This window comes from Rhizobium sp. CB3171, assembly GCF_029714265.1.
Lineage (GTDB): Bacteria > Pseudomonadota > Alphaproteobacteria > Rhizobiales > Rhizobiaceae > Rhizobium.
Genome location: NZ_CP121653.1, coordinates 2,101,439 through 2,122,436, shown reverse-complemented (window position 1 = coordinate 2,122,436; position 20,998 = coordinate 2,101,439). Strand labels below are relative to the sequence as shown.

General features: G+C 58.9%; 16 protein-coding genes. 8 read left to right on the top strand and 8 right to left on the bottom strand.

Going from position 1 to position 20,998, the window contains the following annotated elements; translation table 11 throughout:
- Nucleotides 1-2: 2 nt before the first annotated feature.
- The 6 genes from galE to QA648_RS28935 form a co-directional block, all read right to left on the bottom strand.
- A complete protein-coding gene (gene galE / locus QA648_RS28960) occupies nucleotides 3-977 on the bottom strand; it encodes a UDP-glucose 4-epimerase GalE (protein WP_283052331.1) in 975 nt (324 codons plus the stop codon).
- Nucleotides 974-1,945 (bottom strand): UDP-glucuronic acid decarboxylase family protein, encoded by a 972-nt coding sequence (locus QA648_RS28955; RefSeq protein WP_283052329.1) that lies wholly within the window; start codon nucleotides 1,943-1,945, stop codon nucleotides 974-976. The genes galE and QA648_RS28955 overlap by 4 nt, the downstream gene beginning before the upstream one ends.
- A gap of 302 nt (nucleotides 1,946-2,247) precedes the next feature.
- Nucleotides 2,248-2,868: a DUF2799 domain-containing protein gene (locus tag QA648_RS28950; protein WP_283052327.1), complete on the bottom strand. Its 621-nt coding sequence runs from the start codon at nucleotides 2,866-2,868 to the stop codon at nucleotides 2,248-2,250.
- Nucleotides 2,869-3,091: 223 nt separating this feature from the next.
- Nucleotides 3,092-4,483, bottom strand: coding sequence for an LLM class flavin-dependent oxidoreductase (locus tag QA648_RS28945; protein WP_283052325.1), 1,392 nt, complete (start codon nucleotides 4,481-4,483; stop codon nucleotides 3,092-3,094).
- Between the two features lie 17 nt (nucleotides 4,484-4,500).
- Nucleotides 4,501-5,553 carry an ABC transporter permease gene (locus QA648_RS28940; protein WP_283052323.1) on the bottom strand — a complete coding sequence of 351 codons (1,053 nt, stop codon included), beginning with the start codon at nucleotides 5,551-5,553 and terminating at the stop codon, nucleotides 4,501-4,503.
- Nucleotides 5,550-7,034 carry a sugar ABC transporter ATP-binding protein gene (locus tag QA648_RS28935; RefSeq protein ID WP_283052321.1) on the bottom strand — a complete coding sequence of 495 codons (1,485 nt, stop codon included), beginning with the start codon at nucleotides 7,032-7,034 and terminating at the stop codon, nucleotides 5,550-5,552. The genes QA648_RS28940 and QA648_RS28935 overlap by 4 nt, the downstream gene beginning before the upstream one ends.
- A gap of 232 nt (nucleotides 7,035-7,266) precedes the next feature.
- Here QA648_RS28935 and QA648_RS28930 point away from each other — a divergent pair, with 232 nt between their 5' ends.
- Nucleotides 7,267-8,313 (top strand): substrate-binding domain-containing protein, encoded by a 1,047-nt coding sequence (locus QA648_RS28930; RefSeq protein ID WP_283052319.1) that lies wholly within the window; start codon nucleotides 7,267-7,269, stop codon nucleotides 8,311-8,313.
- A 78-nt stretch (nucleotides 8,314-8,391) separates the two neighbouring features.
- Complete coding sequence (locus QA648_RS28925; protein WP_283052317.1) at nucleotides 8,392-9,600, top strand: acyl-CoA dehydrogenase family protein; 1,209 nt, start codon at nucleotides 8,392-8,394, stop codon at nucleotides 9,598-9,600.
- Between the two features lie 73 nt (nucleotides 9,601-9,673).
- On the opposite strand, the gene QA648_RS28920 is transcribed toward QA648_RS28925, so the two are convergent.
- Entirely contained in the window at nucleotides 9,674-10,891 is a 1,218-nt protein-coding gene (locus QA648_RS28920) for an SfnB family sulfur acquisition oxidoreductase (protein ID WP_283052315.1), read from the bottom strand.
- A 448-nt stretch (nucleotides 10,892-11,339) separates the two neighbouring features.
- Here QA648_RS28920 and ssuD point away from each other — a divergent pair, with 448 nt between their 5' ends.
- From ssuD to QA648_RS28900, 4 genes are all read left to right on the top strand, one after another.
- Entirely contained in the window at nucleotides 11,340-12,503 is a 1,164-nt protein-coding gene (gene ssuD, locus QA648_RS28915) for an FMNH2-dependent alkanesulfonate monooxygenase (RefSeq protein ID WP_260304369.1), read from the top strand.
- Between the two features lie 320 nt (nucleotides 12,504-12,823).
- Nucleotides 12,824-13,879 (top strand): hypothetical protein, encoded by a 1,056-nt coding sequence (locus tag QA648_RS28910; protein ID WP_283052312.1) that lies wholly within the window; start codon nucleotides 12,824-12,826, stop codon nucleotides 13,877-13,879.
- Between the two features lie 490 nt (nucleotides 13,880-14,369).
- The gene (locus QA648_RS28905; protein ID WP_283054300.1) at nucleotides 14,370-16,463 is read left to right on the top strand and encodes an EAL domain-containing protein; all 2,094 of its coding nucleotides are present in this window, start codon (nucleotides 14,370-14,372) and stop codon (nucleotides 16,461-16,463) included.
- A 100-nt stretch (nucleotides 16,464-16,563) separates the two neighbouring features.
- Nucleotides 16,564-17,772: an ABC transporter substrate-binding protein gene (locus QA648_RS28900; RefSeq protein WP_283054299.1), complete on the top strand. Its 1,209-nt coding sequence runs from the start codon at nucleotides 16,564-16,566 to the stop codon at nucleotides 17,770-17,772.
- 36 nt (nucleotides 17,773-17,808) lie between these two features.
- On the opposite strand, the gene QA648_RS28895 is transcribed toward QA648_RS28900, so the two are convergent.
- On the bottom strand, nucleotides 17,809-18,960 hold the full coding sequence (locus tag QA648_RS28895) for an ROK family transcriptional regulator (protein ID WP_283052310.1): 1,152 nt from the start codon (nucleotides 18,958-18,960) through the stop codon (nucleotides 17,809-17,811).
- 229 nt (nucleotides 18,961-19,189) lie between these two features.
- On the opposite strand from QA648_RS28895, the gene QA648_RS28890 reads away from it, so the two are divergent.
- Nucleotides 19,190-20,251, top strand: a complete 1,062-nt coding sequence (locus tag QA648_RS28890) for an AraC family transcriptional regulator (RefSeq protein ID WP_283052308.1) — start codon at nucleotides 19,190-19,192, stop codon at nucleotides 20,249-20,251.
- A 214-nt stretch (nucleotides 20,252-20,465) separates the two neighbouring features.
- Entirely contained in the window at nucleotides 20,466-20,960 is a 495-nt protein-coding gene (locus tag QA648_RS28885; RefSeq protein WP_283052306.1) for a hypothetical protein, read from the top strand.
- Nucleotides 20,961-20,998 lie beyond the last annotated feature (38 nt).

The following is a 20,998-nucleotide window of genomic DNA, read 5'->3' as shown; positions in this document are numbered from 1 at the left end:
GGTCACACCCGACTGCGATACCAGGCGAGCGCCGTCTCTATGATGGTGTCGATATCGGAATGCCTGGGCACCCATCCAAGCACCCGCTCGGCCTTGCCGGCCGCGGCGACGAGCGCCGGTGGGTCACCGGCTCTGCGTGGGCCATAGGCAACGGGAAGTTGATGTCCGGATACGCGGCCGACGGCGTCGACCAGTTCCTTCACCGTCGTTCCGGTGCCCGTGCCGAGGTTGTAGACATGCACACCTCGGTCCCGCAATAGCTTTTCACCCCCAAGGACATGGGCATGCGCCAGATCACTGACGTGGATGTAGTCGCGGATGGCGGTGCCGTCCCGTGTGTCGAAATCGGTGCCGTTGATGGTAAAGGTCCGACCCGGTTTGATCGCCGCCTCTATGGCGAGCGGAACGACATGTGTCTCAGGTTCGTGCCGTTCGCCGATCTCGCCATCAGGGTCGCAGCCGGCTGCATTGAAATATCGCAGCATCACCGCATTAAGGCCGCGGGCACGCGAAAAATCCTCCACCATCCGCTCGATCATGAATTTCGACCACCCATAGGGATTGATCGGCCACTGCGGATGCTCTTCGTCGATCGGGGTGCGCACCGGAATGCCGTAGGAAGCGCAGGTACTTGAAAAGATCAGCCTGTCGATCCCGGCCTTGAGCATCTCCTCGATGAGCACCAACGTCCCAAAAGTGTTGTTCCGGTAGTAGAGTTCAGGCAATTCGACGGATTCGCCGACGTAAGCATAGGCGGCGAAATGCGCCACCACATCCGGTCGGTACTGGCGCAGTGCTGCCGCCATTGTCTCGGCGTCTGCTATATCGCCCTCGACGAGCGGTCCCCATTTGACCGCTTCACGCCAGCCGCGGGAGAGATTGTCGTAGGTTACCACCGACCAGCCCGCCTCGGCGAAAGCCTTGCAGCAATGCGATCCGATATAACCGGCTCCGCCTGTGACTAGGACAGTGCTCATTCCGCGGCGACCTGCTGTGAGCGGTCCGACGAAAGCAGGTCGTCAAAATAGGCGATCGTTTTGGCAAGCCCGCCCCGCAACTGGACCTTCGGCTTCCAGCCAAGCTCGCGCATGGCGAAGCCAATGTCCGGCTGCCGCTGCCTGGGATCGTCGGCAGGCAAGGGCAAGTATTTTATCGTCGATCGGCTTCCAGTCAGTTCTATGACGAGATTGGCAAGCTCCAGCATCGTAAATTCCGCCGGATTGCCAAGATTGATCGGGCCTGTGATCTCGTCCTTCGTCCCCATCAGACGAACCAGGCCGTCAATGAGGTCGTCGACGTAGCAGAACGAGCGTGTCTGCTGGCCATTGCCATAAACGGTTATCGGCTTGTTCTGCAGCGCCTGCACGACGAAGTTGGAAACGACACGACCGTCATCGGGGTGCATCCTTGGGCCATATGTGTTGAAGATGCGCGCCACCTTGATCCGGAGCTGGTGCTGTCGCCAGTAATCGAAAAACAGGGTCTCGGCGCAGCGTTTGCCCTCGTCGTAGCAAGAGCGCGGTCCTATCGGGTTCACCCGGCCCCAATAATCCTCCTGTTGCGGATGGATCTCGGGATCGCCATAGACTTCCGAGGTGGAGGCCTGGAGGATCTTTGCGCCGACCCGCTTGGCGAGGCCCAGCATGTTGATCGCGCCATGGACGCTGGTCTTCGTCGTCTGCACCGGATCGAACTGGTAGTGAACCGGACTTGCCGGGCAGGCGAGGTTGTAAATCTCATCGACCTCTATGTAGAGGGGAAAGGTAACGTCGTGGCGGATGATCTCGAAAGACCTGTCGTCAAGCAGGTGCGCGACGGTACTTTTGCGTCCCGTAAAGAAATTATCGACGCAAATAACTTCATGTTTTTCCTGCAAAAGCCGTTCACACAGGAACGATCCGAGGAAGCCTGCACCACCAGTCACTAGGATTCGCTTCGTTTGCATGGCCGATTATCTCGCAGCTAGTTCGGTGACGTTGCCGCCGGCGGAAACCATGGCAAGCACCAGGGCGACGATGCTGTTCTTGAGGACGTCGTTCATGTTCTCGACCCTTCTCCAACGCTTTACGAAGGCGGTCGGATTGCCCGCCGCTTCCATCGCCGGGGAGACGTGGCGCAGCGGTAGGTATAATCTATGGCGTTAGGACCAAAGATTGTTGTCTTTGGACGAAGGTCCTATAATGAACCGGACGTTAGTCTGAGGCAGAGCGAAGTTTCTCAAGCCGTGGCGTTGCCGTTTTGGTCGGCTCAATATCCCTGTACCGGCAGCGGCGCGTCCGGATTGCGCTGGAACCACTCGATATCGCGGGCCACCTGGTCAAGCTGATCCTGGACATCGCGCTGATTGCGGCGGGTATCGTGAAGCTGGTCTTCCAGGTCCTCGATCTGTCGACGCAAATCCGAACTGTCCTGATCCTTTGCCTCCCTGAGTTTCCTTGAAAGGGCGTCTATGTTGGATTCCTTGAATCTTTGGTCGTCCTGCATGGAGCTCAGTTGCGATTGCAGCGAGTGCTGCCGGTTGCCCAGCCCGTAGCCCCGCAGGAATCCCGCTGCAGTCGCCGGCGGGCAGACATTGGCATAGGCGCTGCCGGCCTGTCCGCTCGCAAGCCCGCTCATCGGCGTGCAGTAACGGACGAGGCCTGTCTGATAACCCTGATACCAGATCGTCTGGTCGGGCACGATCTTGGCCCTCTCGCAGGATTTGGCGTGAGCGGCGAAGCGCTGTTGCGGATCATATCCCGCCGCCCCATCGGTCTCACCGATGACCCGCCAGTCGGCGGCAATACATTCCTCCTTGGAAAGAGTATTGCAGGAAACCAGAAAAAGGCTGCAGCCGATGGCTGCAAGTAAAAGTAATAAGCGAAACATAGTGATCCATTAGGGCTAAAATAATGGAGCACATCGTAACTGCGAAAATCCCACCTGTCACCGCAGCCATGGCTGAAATCTGGCAATTTTGTGGTTTTTACATGTCAAAACTACAGCGGCCATCTCCTACAGACAGTCAGGTCGAATAGGAGGAGGTCGCCGCTATTCTGAATCAGCCTGCGCAGCGCTATCTGAATGGTAATCTTGCCGTGTTGCGGGGGGACTATTCGGCCGATTGAGCAAAGGTCGGCCGAAGATTGCGGTAGCTCGCTCCCGGATGCGGCGCAACGAGCCGTGGCCCGCTACCGCCGAGTTTTTCGCGCAACGTTCCCTGCCGATAATCGGTCTTGTAGACGCCGCGCCTTTGCAGCTCCGGCACCAGCAGATCCACGGCGTCCTCGAAGCTTTCCGGCGTTACGGCATAGGCGAGGTTGAAACCGTCAACGTCGGTATCCTCGATCCATTCCTGCATGAGATCCGCGACCGTTGCAGGCGACCCGACGAACACCGGCCCGAAGCCGCCGACACCGACCCAATCGGCCATTTCTCGGACCGTCCATTCCTTACTCGGATCGATCGTCGTGAAGGTCTCGACGGCCGATTGGACGGCATTGGTATGGCGGTGACGCAGCACTTCGTCCGGGCCGAACTGGCCGAAATCGATGCCGGTCCAACCCGAGATCAGCGTCAGCGCGCCTTCGAAAGACGCATAGCTTCGGTATTCGTTGAATTTGCGCTGGGCTTCCGCATCCGTCTCGCCGAGGACGACGGTCTGCAGATTGAAGGCAAGTATGTCCCTCGGATTTCGGCCAAGTCGTTCCGCCGCCTGACGGACATTTGCGACATAGCGCTTCAGCACGGCCTTGGAGGGAGCGGCGACGAAAATGCATTCGGCATGCGCCCCGGCGAAATCCTTGCCGCGGCTGGAGGCGCCAGCCTGATAGAGCACCGGCGTTCTCTGCGGCGACGGCTCGCTCAGGTGAATGCCGGGAACATTGAAATACTTTCCGGAGTGACGGATCGGATGCACTTTTTCCGGATGGGTGAAGATGCCCTTTTCGCGGTCGCGCACGACCGCATCGTCTTCCCAGCTACCTTCCCAGAGCTTGTAGCAGACCTCGAGGTATTCTTCAGCGAGATCGTAGCGATCGTCGTGGTTCGTCTGTGCCGGCTGCCCGATGTTGAGCGCGCCGCTGTTCAAATAGGAGGTCACGATATTCCAGCCGACGCGTCCCTTGGTCAGGTGGTCGAGTGTCGAGAGCCGGCGCGCGAACGTGTAGGGATGCTCGAAGGAGAGCGAGGCCGTCAGCCCGAAGCCGAGATGTTCGGTCTCGTAAGCCATGGTTGGAATGAGCTGCAGCGGATCGTTGACCGGCACCTGCGCCGAATGGCGAAGCGCGGCATCGACGTTTCCATTCAGCACGTCATAGACGCCGAGCACGTCGGCTATAAACAGGCCATCGAATTTGCCGCGCTCCAGCGTCTTTGCCAGATGTACCCAGTAATCGAGATCCTTGTATGTCCAGGACCTGTCCCGCGGGTGCCTCCAAAGCCCTGGCGACTGATGTCCGACGCAATTCATATCGAAGGCGTTCAGCCTGATTTCTCGGGTCATATTGATTCTCCTCGGATTTAAGGATTGCTGCGGCCGAGGCCGTAAGTCAGCGCCAAGGCTCCTACGAGCACGGCACCTTTGATGAAATCCTGCGTGTAATAGGGTGCGTTCAGCATGGTGAGGCCGTTCAGAAGCACGCCGACGAAGACGGCGCCGACGATCGTCCCGAGTACGTTGGGACGGCGCAGATTGAGGACGGCAAAGCCGATCAAGGCTGCCGCAACCGAATCCATCAGCAGCGATCCGCCGGAGGAGACGTCACCGCGGCCGACGCGGGCGGCAATGATGATGCCGCCGAGGGACGCCAGCGTGCTGGAGATGACATAGGCAAGGGTCTTCAGCCTCACGGTCGAGGCGCCTGCCAGCCGGGTCGCGATCTCGTTGCCGCCGGTCGCAAACAGTAGGCGGCCGATGCGCGTACGCTCGGTGAGGACGAAGAGGCCGATCGCGACGGCCAGCGTCAGTACGACGGACACGGGCACCGTGCCCGCAATGCTGTAACGGCCGATCGTCAGGAAGGCGGGATCATAGGCGCCGGTCGCTTTGGAGCCATCTGGAAGAATGAGCCCGGCGGAGATCGATCGGCCGGCCGTTGGTATAAGTTGCAGACCGGACAGCAGAAACATCATTGCAAGCGTCGCCAGCAGATCCGGAACGCGAAGGCGAACGATGAGAATGGCGTTGAGGAGGCCGATGATGGCGCCGAAGGCAAGCACCAGCGGCACTGTTGCGAAGGCATTGAGATGCCAGACGATCATTGCGTAGCTCGCCGCCATCACGCTCGACGCGGCCACAGCGCCGATCGACAGATCGAAACCGCCGACGGCAAGCGTCACGGTCACCCCGGCGCCGAGGATTGCAACCACGGAGACCGCCTGCAGGATGCTCATCAGATTGCCGATATTGATAAAGGCAGGCTCGGCGACGGCAAAGCCGATGAGCATCGCCGCAAGAAGGATGAAGACAGCACCGGCCCGCAGGAACGCGCCGATTGCGCTGAGGTTAAAGCTGTCGTTTCCCGGCTGGCGCGTCGCGACCTTGGCTGGTGTGTCATTGTCGATCGTCGTCATGCTGAAATTCCTTGAATGACGGTATTGGCGGCCGCGCTGCCGGAAGCTGGCCGCAACGTGTGGCGGTCCATAACGAGGATCCTGTCGGCCACTTCGTAAGCCTCCTCGGGATCGGATGTTGCGATCAGCGTTGCACGATCCGTGCGGGATCGTATTGCCGCGATGATGTCGCGACGGGCGCCGACATCGACACCCTGGAAAGGCTCATCGAGCAGAAGCAATCGGCTGGGCTCGGCTTCCCATCGTGCGATGACCGTCTTTTGCTGATTTCCGTCGGAAAGCGTCCAGACGGAGGCGAGGGGGCCAGCTGCCTTGATGCCGAGGCGACGGATTGCCTGCTCGGCCTCATATTCCTCGCGGCCGCCGAGCAGCAAACCATGCGGATACCATCTGGCGAGATGCGGCAGGCTGATGGTCGCGGCCAGGGAGTTGCCGGGCCAGGCCGGAGGCATGAGCGAAGAACGGTGGCGATCTTCTGCGGCCATGGCAATGCCGGCAGCGATCGCATCCGCCGGCGACCTTGGAAGGCGCGGCTTGCCGTCGAGAAACATTTCACCGCCCGCCAGTCGTCCAACGCCAAAGATCGCAGAGAGCAACCGGCTCTTTCCGGCGCCGAGCACGCCGGTAATGGCGACGACTTCACCTTGGCGAAGCGTCAGATCGAAGGGTTCGCTCGTCGGAAGGAGCTGCGCGTCACGTAGCCCGAAGACGATTGGGCCCGTCATCTCTCTGGCATCCGCCTGTGCGACATCCAGCTTCCGGCCGATCATGGTTTCGATTGCGGCAGAAGAATCGATTGGTCGAGCGAAGGCACCGACCACGCGACCGCCCCGCATGACCACTGCGCGATCGGCTATGGCTTCGATATCGGCGGTGCGGTGCGAAATGTAGAGGATGGCGAGCCCTTCGCTGCGGAGCCGCAAGAGGATATCGAAGAGCCGCCGGCTTTCCTGGAGAGACAGGCTCGCCGTCGGTTCATCCAGGATCAGCAGTTCGGCGCGGTGGGCGAGTGCGCGCGCGATCGCCACGAGCTGGCGGTCTGCAGCCGAGAGATCGCCGAAGTCGCGATCGAGGGGAAGAGAGATGTCGGCGGCGTCGAGCATCGCCTGGGCATCGCGACGAACGCTGCGCCGCGAGACGAAGAAGCGGGTGCCTCGATCGGCAAATCGGTTGAGCATGAGCGCGTCGGCGACGGTCAACCCCGGCGCTCCGATCAGATCCGTGGATTGATGCACCGTGACGATGCCGGCGCGCGCGGCATCCGACGGGCTGCGCGGCTTAAAGGCCTGACCGCTGAAATTGATCGCCCCGCCATCGGCTGCGATCACGCCGGAGAGGATCTTCACCAGCGTTGATTTGCCCGCGCCATTTGCGCCCATCAGTGCGACGATCTCGCCGCGTTCGATCGCCAATCCGGCGCCGGCAAGAGCACGCGTTGCGCCGAAGCTATGCGTTAGATTTTCGATTGTCAGCAGGGGCATCAGACGGCATTCCGGTGAGTTTGGAAGCCTTGATACTGCTCAGCCGAGCCTCGAATCTCCAGGCAAGGCTTTGCTGCCGCGGTCAGCCGAAGGAAACAAAGAATCTAGCAATTTCGCCAAAATCAGATGATTTAATCTACTAAATTTATAGGCTTTATATCTAATAAATTTGCGTCGCTGGAGCTGCCGACCCGTGAGACGACGCATTTGATTGATCAAGAGGATCGCGACAATGAAACCCCTCGCACAGCTCGCTCTGTCTGCCGCTGCCATTCCATTCCTGTTTACGCAAGCTGCTGTTGCCGGAGGCATTGCCGGCGCGCCTGCTCCCTTCGACAAGGGCGGCGTCAAGGTTGCGCTGATCAGCTACATATCGGCAGGCGACTTTTTCCAGGCCTATCAGGCCGGTGCCGAAGCGCAGGCAAAGTCTCTCGACATCGACCTGCGTGTCTTCCCGGGACGGCAGGATGCTGCCGAACAGCGTGAGCAGATTTTGCAGGCCATCAATCTCGGTGTGTCCGGCATCGTCATCGACCATGGTTTGCCGGAATCGCTTGGCGACGTCGTGCAGCAGGCGCTCGACAAGGGCATCAAGGTTGTCGCATTCGACGTCAATCTCAACAATCCGAAAATCCCGCAGGTCGAGCAGAGCGACCACGAGATTGCCGACCTCGCCCTGAAACAGGCCGTCAAGGACAACGGCACCAAGTTCAATGCCGGTTATGTCTATGTCGCGGGCTTTGCACCGCTCGATCGCCGCAACGAGATCTGGGACAAGTTCAAGGCCGAGAATGCGGGCGTCGTTGAAAAGGCCCGTTTCGGCAATGTCAGCGATACGACCGCAACGTCCACGGCCGACCAGGCAAAGGCCGCGCTGACGGCCAATCCGGATATCAGCGTCGTCTTTGCGCCCTACGATGAATTTGCCCGCGGGGTAAAGCTTGCCGCTTCCGACCTCGGCATTGCCGGCAAATTGAAGATTTATTCGGCTGATGTATCGACCGCCGATATCCAGGAGATCACCGCGGATGGCAGCCCCTGGGTGGCGACGGTCGCGACCAATCCGGCCGTGGTCGGAGCGGTCTCAGTCCGTGTCGCGGCGCTGCAGATCGCCGGGCAGGATGTTCCTCACCAGATCTCGGTCAAGCCGGCGCTCCTGACCCAGGAGTCTCTGCGGGCAGCCGGCGTCAAGACGATCGAGGAGCTCGCGCAGAAAATCCCCGCTTTCAGCACTAGCGACGCGGCAACCGCAAGCTGGATCCCGGCCAAGCTTTTCTAGGCTCGGCCAGATCGATCTTCCGGTGACGATCGCACGACCGTCACCGGTCTTGTTTCATAGAACGGGAGTTCTCTATCCATGAGCCAGTCCAACGTCCTTTTCGCGACCAATCCGGGCACGACACGCAAGGACCTTTTCGCCAGTGCCATTGAGATATCTGCGGATCTTTCCAAGCGCGCCGCTGAACTCGATCGCGAGGGCCGACCTCCTCTTGCTGAGATTATCAAACTCAAGAAGGCCGGATTGCTGAACGCGCTGCATTCGCGGGAGATCGGCGGCGGCGGGCTGGACTGGGTCGATGGCCTGCGCTTGGTGCGCATACTTGCCAGGGGCGAAAGCTCCATCGGGCAGCTCCTGGGCTATCATTTCGTCAACAGCCAGTACATTTACTGGGCGCTTGATCCCGTGCGCGCCGAGGCGCTCGGCGAAGAGACGGTCGCGGAAAACCTTTATTGGGGAGCCGCCGTCAATCCGCGCGATCCGGGGTTGGTTCTAACACGGCGCGGTAGTGGCTATGTCCTGAACGGGCGGAAAACTTTTTCGACGGCCGCCCACGTCTCCGATTACATCAATGCAAACGCCGCATTGAACGACAAGGTCGTCGGCTTCACCATCCGTACCAACCGGCCGGGCTATATCGCCAATGACGACTGGGACAATTTCGGCCAGCGCCTTTCGGACAGCGGTAGCGTCGATTTCCGCGACTTCCCTGTCTATGCCGAGGATTTTGTCGGCCAGCCAGTCGCGCCGGATGCGGCACCCCCGGTGCTTTCGACCTTCAATACGCCTCTGATCCAGTTGGTCTTCGTCAATTTCTATCTCGGTACAGCCGAAGGGGCATTGCAGGCAGCGCTCGACTATGTGCGCGCGACGACGCGGCCCTGGGTCACGTCAGGCGTCGAGCACGCCGCCGACGATCCCTATATTCTCGAACGTGTCGGAGAATTCACAGCTTCGCTAAAGGCTGCAGCGGCCTTGGCGGACAGTGCTGCCGCAGCCGTTCAAACGGAGCTTGCAAAGGGGCATTCCGTCACCGCCCGCGAACGCGGCGCGGCGGCGGCCGAAGCCTATGCTGCCAAGGTCCACGCGACCAATGTCTCGCTCGACATCACGTCTCGCGTCTTTGAGCTGACAGGCGCGCGCTCAACTGCCGACAAATACCGGTTCGACCGCTTTTGGCGCAATGTGCGCACCCATACGCTTCATGACCCGGTCTTCTACAAAGCCAAGGAAGTCGGCGAATTCGTCTTGAACGACAAGATTCCGGACGTCAGCCTCTATAGCTGATCGGCGGCTCAGCCCTCAACGAAAGCCCCATGCCTAAAGGTAGGCATGGGGCTTTCGCTTGCCCGGGGAGGAATTAGAGAGCACCGTTTTTGGGCGGCAGGACGCCGTTCAGATAATAGTTGCCGACCACATGGTATTTCCAGCGCACGGGATCGTGGAGCGTATGCGTGCGGGCGTTGCGCCAGTGGCGATCGAGATTGAGGCCCGATTGCACGGATGAGGTGCCGGCGAGTTCGAAGAGGGTATTGGAAGCCTCGATGGCGATCTCCGTCGTCAACACCTTTGCTGCGGCAACGGCGATCGTCGCCTCGACGACCCTCTCTTCAGTCGTTTCGATCTGGGCAGCATCGACCTTGGTACCGGCGCGTTCGACCTGTGCGGCGGCGGCCTCGAGCTTGATCGCGATCTGGCCGACCTTCGCGATCGTCAGTGGATCGTCCGACGCTTTGTCCACGCCGCTATCCATCCAGGGGCGGGACTTGGTGCGCACGAAGCTGATCGTCTCGGCGAAGGCGGCCCGCGCAAGACCGAGATCGACGCCGGCATGGATGATCTGGCCGACCGAGCCGATCGTCGTCGGACGTTCGAACCCCTTGTGATGGCGCACGACCGCGTCGGCACTGACGTAAACATTATTGAGAACAGTCGTGCCGCTGCCCGTCGTGCGTTGACCGAAGCCGTCCCAATCATCGATGATTTCTATGCCTTCCGTCCCCTTCGGCACGAAAGCCATGACTAACCTGTCATCCGCATCAAGCGCGAAAACTGTGATCCAATCGGCAAAAAGCACTCCGGTCGAATAATATTTTCTCCCGTTCAAGCGGTAGCCGGAGCCGTCACCCACTATCCGGGTATTGTAGTGACCAACCGTTTTCGTTCCGCGCTCCGACAGCGCATTGCCGAAGCGGTCGCCGGCGAGCGCGCGGCCAAAGAAAAAGCGCTTCTGCTCTTCGGTTCCGTCCGTTCGCAGCGCCTCCAGAATGTAGAAATGGTTTTGAGGAATCTGGCCGATGGAGCCGTCAGCCTCGGCGATGATCGCCGTCACCTCCGCGAGCACCGAATTCGACACGTCCAGCCCCCCATATTCGGCGGGCACGGCAATTGCGAGAAGCCCCGACTGTGACAGTTGATCGAGCTCGTCGAAAGGCAGAATGCGATCAGCATCCCGCCGGGCGGCGCTCGCGGCGAACCGACCGGCGAGTGTGCGGGCCGCCGCAATCGCCTCTTCGTCGCTCTCCAATCGAGTGGGCACAAGCCGGGTAGGCGCTATGCGTCCCGTTATTACGGTCATGGGGGCCTCCTTGAAATAACGGGTAATAGGTGCGCGAAGTCAGCGCATTTCTTAAGGCGGTAATTTCTATAGTTTTAATGCAATTTGGAAAGTCTTGCTCCGGCGGCCCGTGCTCGACACGTTGAACGGCGCAATGGAGCACGATGGGGCAGGCTATCGAGATCGCGCGGACCTTCTTGCGATCCGTGCGTCCCTTGGCAGGACGTTGAGAAAGCATCAAGCTTCGCGCGCCTGGTTCCGCTCGCGGCATGCCGTTGCTTCGATTGCACTCACCTGAACCATCTTCTTCCGCGATTTGCAGATAAAATAGAACACTAATTCTATGTATTAAGCGTGAAGCTTCATACCCTCGGCAAATCTTGCATAGAGGGTCTGACATGAGCATTACGAAAAGGTTTGGGGTCGCAAGGCTGCTGGGCGCGCACTCGCTTATTCTGGAGACATTCCGATGAGTTCTGCTCCCGAAAAGGTCAACGTTCTGTGGTTTTTGCCGACCCATGGCGATAGCCGCTATCTCGGCACCTCGTTCGGCGGGCGCAACGTGGATCTCGCCTATTTGAAGCAGGTGGCCCAAGCAGCGGATTCGCTTGGATATTACGGTGTGCTGATCCCGACCGGCAAAAGCTGCGAGGATAGTTGGGTGGTTGCCTCAGCGCTGGCGCCGCTGACGGAGAAGCTGCGCTATCTGATTGCCGTGAGGCCAGGTCTGCTTTCGCCGACGCTTGCCGCGCGTATGACGGCGACGCTCGACCGGATCTCGGAGGGCCGGCTTCTGATCAATGTCGTCACCGGTGGCGATCCCGTCGAGAACAAAGGCGATGGCATCCACTATGCGCATAGCGAGCGTTACGAGATCACGGAGGAATTTCTCCACATATACAAGGCGCTGCTGCGTGGCGAGACGGTGAACCATAAGGGAAAGCATTTCGACATCGAAAACGGTTCGGTGCTCTATCCTTCGTATCAGACGCCGCACCCGCCGCTTTATTTCGGTGGCTCTTCCGGCATCGGGCAGGAAATCGCCGCCCGCACTATCGACAAGTACCTGACATGGGGAGAGCCGCCGGAAGAGGTGGCGAAGAAAATCGCCGAGGTGCGAGCGCTGGCGGACAGGGAGGGCCGAGAGGTTACTTTCGGTATCCGGCTGCACGTTATCGTGCGTGAGACGGCCGCAGCGGCATGGCAGGCGGCTGAAGACCTCATTCAATTTCTGGACGACGAGACGATCGCCAAGGCACAGAAAGTGTTCGAGCGAATGGATTCCGTCGGCCAAAACCGCATGAGCCGCTTGCATGGCGGTCAGCGAGACAAGCTCGAGGTCAGTCCAAATCTATGGGCAGGTGTCGGCCTGGTCAGAGGCGGCGCAGGCACCGCGCTCGTCGGCGACCCGGATCAGATAAAGCAGCGGATGGAAGAATACCGCGAGATCGGCATCGATACCTTCATCATGTCGGGCTATCCGCATCTGGAGGAGGCCTATCGCTTCGGCGAACTGGTTCTGCCTCATCTGCCACTTGCCCATCCCGTCAAGGCCGCAAGTTCATTGGTCAATACCGGTCCATTTGGCGAGACCATCGCCGGTGATCACAAGCCGGCATTCAAAAGGCAGTAAGGCGGGACGGGAAGAGGTCGTAGAACTGCGGTTGGACGAACCGCCGGCCGAGTCCGAAACTGCATCGGACCTCGCTCGCCGGCGGCCGCCAAAATGCTTGTGGTCGCCCATGAAGTCAGTGGATGTCACACAACCGAATATTGAGCTTCGAGGAAAAATGTCTATTTTTCCGTGCTGAAAAATGTGGGCGCAAAGTCGAACCCCAGGATTTTGCGAGGCTTCCGCTTCGCCCTTGCTTTGCGGATGCCTACGCAACCACTCGGAGTTTCAGGCTGACAATGATCACATCCCCGACGATACAGCTTCCCCAGAGAGCTCTCATGCTTGCTCAGGGCGTGATTTCAACGCCGAAAATCAGCTACTTCTCGTTGCTGATAGTGATCGGCCTGACCGTTTTCATGGCGGTTTATGAAGTGCCGGGCATCCTGAGGGATTGGGTGATCAATCAAAATCCCGTCATGCTTGATAGCGGGGATATTCGCGACGGAAAATGCTCGACCCAAAAGGGCTTCTTCACCACCTGCTCGGCTCATCTCAACTATACGTACAATGCTCAGACCTATGACAAGGATGTAGAGATCATGTTTGTCGACCTCCATGTCGGTGATTATGAAACGAATCTCGTCATTTCCGGGGACCACCCGGATTTGGCGACCCTTAGCCTCGGCATTGATATGCTCTGGAACCGAATCATAACGCTTGTCGTTTTCGTTACTGTTCTCGGCGGTGCCTCCATCACCATAATTTTTCAGATCTTGCGCGCCATGCGTGTCCGCGGGCAACTGCGCCATCCCGCTCAACTCGTGCCGGTCCCGGTGGAAATCACGGCATTCGATCGGCGGCGCGAGCGATTGGCGGTGACTTATGCGGACAAGATAGCCGGCCGAAAGACCGGACGAACGGCACAGACACAATTCGAGCCCGGGCAGGAACCTCTGCTCATCGGCGAAAAGGGCGGCAAGGCCGTGGCACTCGCCGTGTGGCATGGAGGCACGGCTCTACCGGTGCTTCTCGATGAGCGTCTGGAGCGAATTGACATGGCGACGGAAGAGCGAGCAACAGCCCTTGCGCCGCTGGTTGCCGAACTCGGCGGGCGCCCACCGCAGCTCCTCGCGCAGAGAAAGAAAGGGCCGACCATCTGGGCGCGGCTCGCCAGATTCTTCCTCGTCGTGCTGCTGATCGTCGGCTGCGTTTTTGGCTATTGGCTCTGGTATGTGACCAGCGCGGATTCGCAGTTCACTTCGCCTGCCATGGATATCAACAATATGATGCCGGCTCCCCTTAACCTATGGGGCTGCGATCAGCTCAAGAAGCGTTTCGGCGATCAACGGGCGCCTTTCGGATGCACCGCTTCAGACTACACGAGCTGGAAGTGATGGATTGAATTCTACCTGACGCGGGCTCCCTAAGAGCTCGCGTTTATCTCGGCATGATGTCCACTCGCCGCCAGTCGAGCACGACAAACGGACATCCAAAGGGCGGCTCTAGCCGTCTACTTGGCAAATGAGGTTTGTGGGTCGACGCCTAGTCAGAATTATCCATTTTTTTCGTGCCATATCCATATTGCGCAACAAGGGCGGTGCGGGATGGCATGCACAGCATTCTATTAAACTTTTCAAGGGTTAATGCACCTGCAGCACCGACCCTCGGATATCCGGACGCTGAGCGCTGCAGTCTCCGCTCGAATGAGTCGCGCGGCTCTCCCAATGAGAACTGACCGGATGGATGGCAGTTCTCGTTGCAGCCACGAGGATCTCCATGAAGCTGCCCTTACTTTCGCGCAATGCCTCCCATGTCGAGTGGCAGCCGGAGGGCGCCCTCACGGCAGCCAAGTCGGTGGATCCGACGAGCCTCCTTCCGACCGACATGCCGAAAATCGCCGAGACCGCCCCGCGCGACAAACGCCACTCCTCGTTGGAGGGATATATCCGCTCCATCGGCCGGCACTATGTCGCCGCTGTGATTGTCATGACGATGCTGATCGGTGCGACGTATCAGACCGTCGAGATCGCACTCGATCGCCATTCGCTGCAGCAGGATATCAGCTATCTTACTGGGCGCCAGTTCATCCGCTTTCAGCAGCTTGCCAATCAGACGCGCGCCGTTATGAGCGCCTCGATCAACCCGGATATGCCTGAATACATCATCGAGCCGATGGTTGAGGACGTTCGAAAGGCAATCGGCGACATCCGCGCCATGAGCGGACAGCTAAACGAGTTGCATGATAGGTTGGAACGGAATCTTCTGGAGAGGCTCAATCCACGCGATGTCGCATCGGAAAAGATGCGGGTCGAACTTGCCGGGCGACTGGAGGATTTTCTCGAACGGGCCGACAGGGTCGTGTCGACAAAATTGGAAGACAGGCGTCAGCGCTATTCCTTCTGGGGGCCGATCGACTTTGCGGCGTCTTCAGATAGCTTCCTCATGCGTCGGTTCAGCGAGTTGATCGACAGTTCGCATGATCGCAGCGATGGAAGCATAGACCATGCGCGCCTGATCAGCGCGGTGCTCCTTGCCCTGACAGCCACGGCGCTCATTCTGGCGACTGCCGTCCTCTTTATGCCGCTTCTGAAGAAGCTTCGCAACGAGCACCGGCGAACCATGGATTTCGAGACCAGGTTAACCCATCAAGCCCACACCGATGCGCTTACCAGTCTCAACAACCGCTCTTCCTTCAACGAAGCGCTGAACCAGTCTTTTGTGTCGCTCGCCCAAACCGGTACGGGCTTTTCGATGCTGCTGGTCGACCTCGATCATTTCAAGGGAGTCAACGACAGTTCGGGACATCCGGCGGGCGATGCGGTGCTGCGCCATGTCGCTCACACGCTTAAAGGAACCTTTCGTTCCACCGATATCGTGGCGCGGCTTGGTGGCGACGAGTTTGCCATTCTGCTCCCCGGGCTTTCCGATCTTACGCCGCTGGAAGCGCTCGCCAAGCGCGCGGTCGCAGCGATTGCAACGGAATTTCGTTTCGACGGTCGGGTTCTACCGGTCTCAGCCAGCATAGGCGGAGCGGTTGTACCGACGCATGCCGCAGAGGAAGCAACGCTGATGCGCGTTGCCGATCTGGCGCTTTATGCCGCCAAAGCCAAGCGCAATACCGCAGTGATCTTCGACGAAGCATCCCTTGCGCAACGTCTTGAGGAGAACCAACTAGCGGCCGCCCTGGCCTTCGCGGCTGACCGCAACGAATTCGTGGTCCATTATCAGCAGAAAGTGAATCTCGAATCCGGAGAACACCTGGGCTTCGAGGCGCTGGTGCGCTGGCATCATCCTCGGCTCGGCATCCTCCCGCCGGGGCGCTTTCTGCCGCTCATGGAGGGATCCCATTTCATCAGCAGCATGACGCGTTGCGTGGTCAATATAGTCGCACAGGACCTCAAGGCATGGAAGATTGCCGGGCTGCGTCCTGGATCAGTGGCCGTCAACCTTCCGGAGGTCCTGCTGGTCGGTGGCGACGGCTATGATCTCATTGCTGCAGCGATCAAAGCCAATGAGCTTGAATGGCCCGATTTTGCCGTCGAAGTGACGGAGGATGTGTTCCTCAATCGTGGCTCCAGCCAGATATTGGAGACGATCACTCGCTTTCGAAAACGAGGCATGTCGGTGTCTCTGGATGATTTCGGCACCGGCTTCGCGTCACTCGTGCATTTACGTGACTTTCCATTTGATGAACTGAAAATCGACCGCAGTTTCGTTGCCCATCTCGGCAGCGATGTCCGATCGGAGCAGATCGTGCGGGCGATGATCGATCTTGCCCGCAGTCTCGGCAAGCGCTGTGTCGCGGAAGGCATCGAAACCGAAACGCAGCGCGATTTCCTTTTGCGCGCCGGCTGCGAGGTCGGTCAGGGCTATCTGTTTGCCAAGCCCGAACCCGCCTCGGCGGCGGTTGACCGCCTGACTGCCGCTGACCGGGGCACGCCCATCGCACCGCTGCGCAAGCGGCGGATCGTAGCGTAACTTTCAAAAGGACTTCCGCATTTGGCGGATCGAACGACACTTATCGATGACGGAACAGCAGATGAATAGAACGATGCGGGCATGGCTTGCGGTTGCTTTGATGGTCACAGGCACTTCGATGCCAGCGTTTGCCGGCGAGGGAATGTCGGTGGACGTCGTGCATTTCTGGATATCGAAAAGTGAATCTGCAGCGCTCGATGTGTTTCGAAAAGCTTGGACGGCGTCTGGCAATCAGTGGGCTGACATGCCTGCCCAGAACAAGGTCGCCGTCCAGCGCGTTGTCAGCGATCGGATCGCCAATGGCTATCCGCCGGCGGTGATGCAATGGAACGCGAATATCGGATCGCGCGAACTGCCCGAGATGGGAATCGTGCAGGATATCGACGACGTTGCGCAGGCAGATCACTGGCGGGACATCATTCCCGCGACGGTCCTTGAGCGGATATCGTACCAAGGAAAAGTGTACTTCGCGCCGACCAATATTCATGCGGAAAACTGGCTATGGACAAGCAGAAAGATATTCAATGACGCCGGCTTGAGTGTGCCGGCATCCTGGGATGATATTTTCGCCATCGCCGAAAAGATCAAAGCCGCCGGACATGTTGCGATTGCACTCGGCGGTTCACGGTGGGAAGTGTCCCTCATTTTCAATGACATGATCTATCAGAAGTTCGGACCGGAGGGATATGCACGCCTTATGAGTGGTGACGCGGCCTTGGTCCAGGATCCGCGTATGGTCGAGGCACTGGAAATGCTTGCGCGGTTGTCGCAGTATGTAGAACCGTTCGCCACGCGAAAAGACAAGACCTGGGCAGATGCCACGGCAGCGGTTGGCGCCGGTCAAGCTGGCATGCAGTTCATGGGCGACTGGGCGAAAGGCGAACTTATCGCACGGGGCTATGCGGTCGATAATGACTTCGACTGCACGCTCGTTCCCGGCACCTCAATTGCGTATTTCATGGTCATTGATGCCTTCGCCTTTCCGCTGACGAACCGCGATGGCACGGCAGATGCGCAAAAGGCGTTTGCACGCATGATCCTTGATCGAGACAATCAAGTCGCTTTCAGCCGGATCAAGGGATCTCTTCCGGTTCGCACCGATGTCGATCCGACAGGTCTCGATCGCTGCGGTCAGCTTGGATTGCAAATGATCCGGGCAAAGAAGGGCGAGGTCAGCGCCCAGTCGCAAGCAATGCCGAGCCAGATGTCGGAAGGCTGGATTGGCGTGGTCGGCGACTTCTTTAACAACAAGAACATGTCTCCCAACGAGGCGCAGAAGCGGCTGTATGATATCATGATGCAGCGATAAGCCGGGAGGATACGGAAGCGCCTGGCTTCTATGATCTCACAAAACGGTCTCGAATAGCGGGATCAAGGCCGCACCGATTGCGCCGGGGGCATCGATGACCTGCGCCACGGCAAGCCTGGGGACGTCGCGCAATACGCCATGCCGAGGCAGATTGTTGAATTCCGTCCGTTCGATGAGCATTCTCGCCAGCGAATGCGGGAGTTCACCGCCAAGGACGATCAAGGCTGGGTCGAAGACCGCGCAGATCGCGTTGATGGCGCGATTGTGGGCCGGGGCGACGCGGTCGACCCATTCCGCAACGCCGTCCCAATCCATCAACCGATCGTTTTTCAGATCCCTCAGCGTCAAATCCAACCGCCCTTTAGCGCGCAGATGTTCAAGCAACAGGCTGAGTGCAGGGCGCTCTTCGTAGTCCGGACGGTTGAAGAGAACGGAAAATTCGCCGGCGTTACCGAAACTGCCGCGAAACGGCATGCCGCCGGAAACGAGGCCGCCGCCGTAGCCATGCAGATGGGCGATGTAAGCGAAATCTGCTGTATTGCGGCCGACTCCGAAAATTGCTTCGGCTAAAGCGGCGGTTCTGGCGACATTGTCGGCCCAGACCGGCAAGCCGAGTTGCTCTCCAAGCACAGGCGCCAGGTCGATCAATGACCAGTGAGCAAGCGGTAAAGGACAATTGAAGGCCGTGTCCAGCATACGATGGCCTGCGACCGCCAGACCGACACCGAGGACGTTCCGCCGTTTGGCGCCACGGCGGGCAAGAAGCTCTTCGACCGCCGCTTCGATCCGCCCCATCTCCGCGGACAGCGACGATCCGGCCTGCGCGATCTCCATGTGTTCCAGGGGCTCTCCGAAACCCATGAGGCAGAGGCCGATCGTGCCGACATTCACCGAGATGCCGAGGGTCAAGCACCAGTCCCTGCAAAGAGTGAGCTCCGGGCTCGGCGGTCCGGGACGCCGAGTCTCCGATGGAGAAAAGACAATCATCCCTCGATCGTGAAGCCGCGAAACAATCCTATGCAACGATTGCTGGGTCAGATCGAGCGGCTCGGTCAGATCGGAACGCTCTATCCCGGGAGACTTCCAGATTAGTCGCAACAGATCTCGTTCGTTGCGTGACGCAACACGTGCTGGTTGAGCATCCCGCAAAAAATGTGCAGCCACATGGTTTAGAGGAACGTACTTCATTTTCGCATCATTTTGATTTACACTGCAAGTGTGAAACCTGCCGAGGGAAATGCTCTGCTTCTGTCAAACCGAGGATTGACCCCGTATTTGTAGGTCCTGCTTACCTCATCAAGGTCGGCCAAACCAGCCGAGATGAGGGCATTTTGCGGGACGAGGGGGACTATTTCCGGGTGTGGCAGGAGAGGGCGCTTGGCCGGCGGGTTGTGGAAAGGAGAAAGAATCGAGCTGCATGGTATGGTTGAGATCTGAAAATCCAGCGCGCCCCCGCGAGCGTGATTATGGCTTTACGCCGACGCATGAAGGCAGTGACTTCGAATCGATGGTGCAAGCCTTTACGACAGGTTATGGAGTCTTTGACGCGAAGCCGCTGGGCAATGATCGGGCCTTTTCCTGGGCGGCGGATCTGAGAAGAAGTGGAACGCTGACAGCGCTTCATTCGATCTACCGGACTCCCTGGGAAGTTCGAACGCTCGATGAAACTCCCCAACATCTTGCCTTCAATATTCCGCACACCGGATCCTTTCGAGTGAACGTCGGAAAGAGGACGGTCGAAGGTGGACCCGGTCGTATTCTCATGATCAACAACCATGAGGCTGGTGAGCGTGTCGTCCAAGGCGATCCGCACTGCTCGGACGTTCTTTTTCTGGATTGGAAAGTGGTGAGCCGAACGCTTGCATCGCTTGTCGAAGCGCCGATGCTCGAGTCGCTCGACCTCGACCCCGTTCTGGACCTCACAACGCCGGCGGGCAGGCTTATTGGCAACACGGCGCAAACAATCGTGCAGGGCATGCGCAATGGCGGCCCGCTTCTATCCTCGCCCCTTGCCGTGTCGACGATAAGCGAAACGCTCGCGCTTCTTGTGATCCGATTTGCCCAGCATCGTCTTTCCGGGCATTTGGAAAACAAGAAAGTGCATGGGATCGCACCTTGGCATGTCCGACGCGCTATCGATTATATGCACGCCAACATCGCCGAGCCCTTCACCATGTCGACGGTCGCGGATGAGGTCGGCGTTTCACTTCGCACGCTGCAAATGGGCTTCAAGGCCTTCCGGGGAACCTCGCCGGGCAATTATCTGCGCACAATCAGGCTGCAAGCCGCTCGCAACCAGCTACAAGATCCCCTAAACGAGCAGTCGGTTCACGAGGTTTGTACGACATGGGGCTTCTTCCATCCGGGCAGGTTTTCCGCAGTTTACCGCAGCGTTTTTGGGGAAAGCCCGAGAGATACACGCTTACGAGCCGCGGTTAACTTCTCTGAGGCCGCACAGGTTTTAGGTGCGCAGACGTGAGGCTACGACATGCCGCTCGATGATTTCGATACAGGCAGTTTGGGCCTTGTGAGGCGTCATCGAGGGTGTTGAGACAACGGAAGAATTGGCCGCACTTAAGGATCTGGGTGGTCACATAGTACAAGGTTATTTCTATTCGCCACCGGTGGGAGAATCCGATATTCGAGAATTTCTGACGAGTAGATGGCGAAAGAAACAACCTGAGTTTGTCTGAATGAATGCAACATCCCTGACTACTTGCATTGCAGTGGCAGCACTGCTGTTCGCCCATGACCGCGCCATTGCCGGATCGGAAAATTGGCATTGGTCACAGGATCCCGCCAGTCACTGCAAATTCGTGATCCCAACCTCCTTGACGATCGGGCCTACCTTTTGGACGGGCGCCTGCGTTGACGGCAAGGCCTCCGGGGCCGGCATGTTGCGGCGTCGGGACGGTGATCGCATTGGACCGGCATTCTTCGGGCAGATGCGAGACGGAGTTCCCGAGCTCGGTGTTGTCGACCTCGGCGACGGATATCGCGCTGGAAAGTTCAGCGGTGACGACATCGGCGACCAAACCGATCTTGAGCCTCAGGTGAGAATCGACGCATTTCGGATCGCGGCTGACGCCGCGCGGCGGGTCAGCTCCAAATACGCCGCGGAGAAGAATTCCGCTTCCGCAAAACACTACGAAGCCATTGCAAAGACGCTCGACCTTCAGATCGAATGACACGGTTCTTCTGAAGTCGCGGGAGGCGTTCGCGCCGC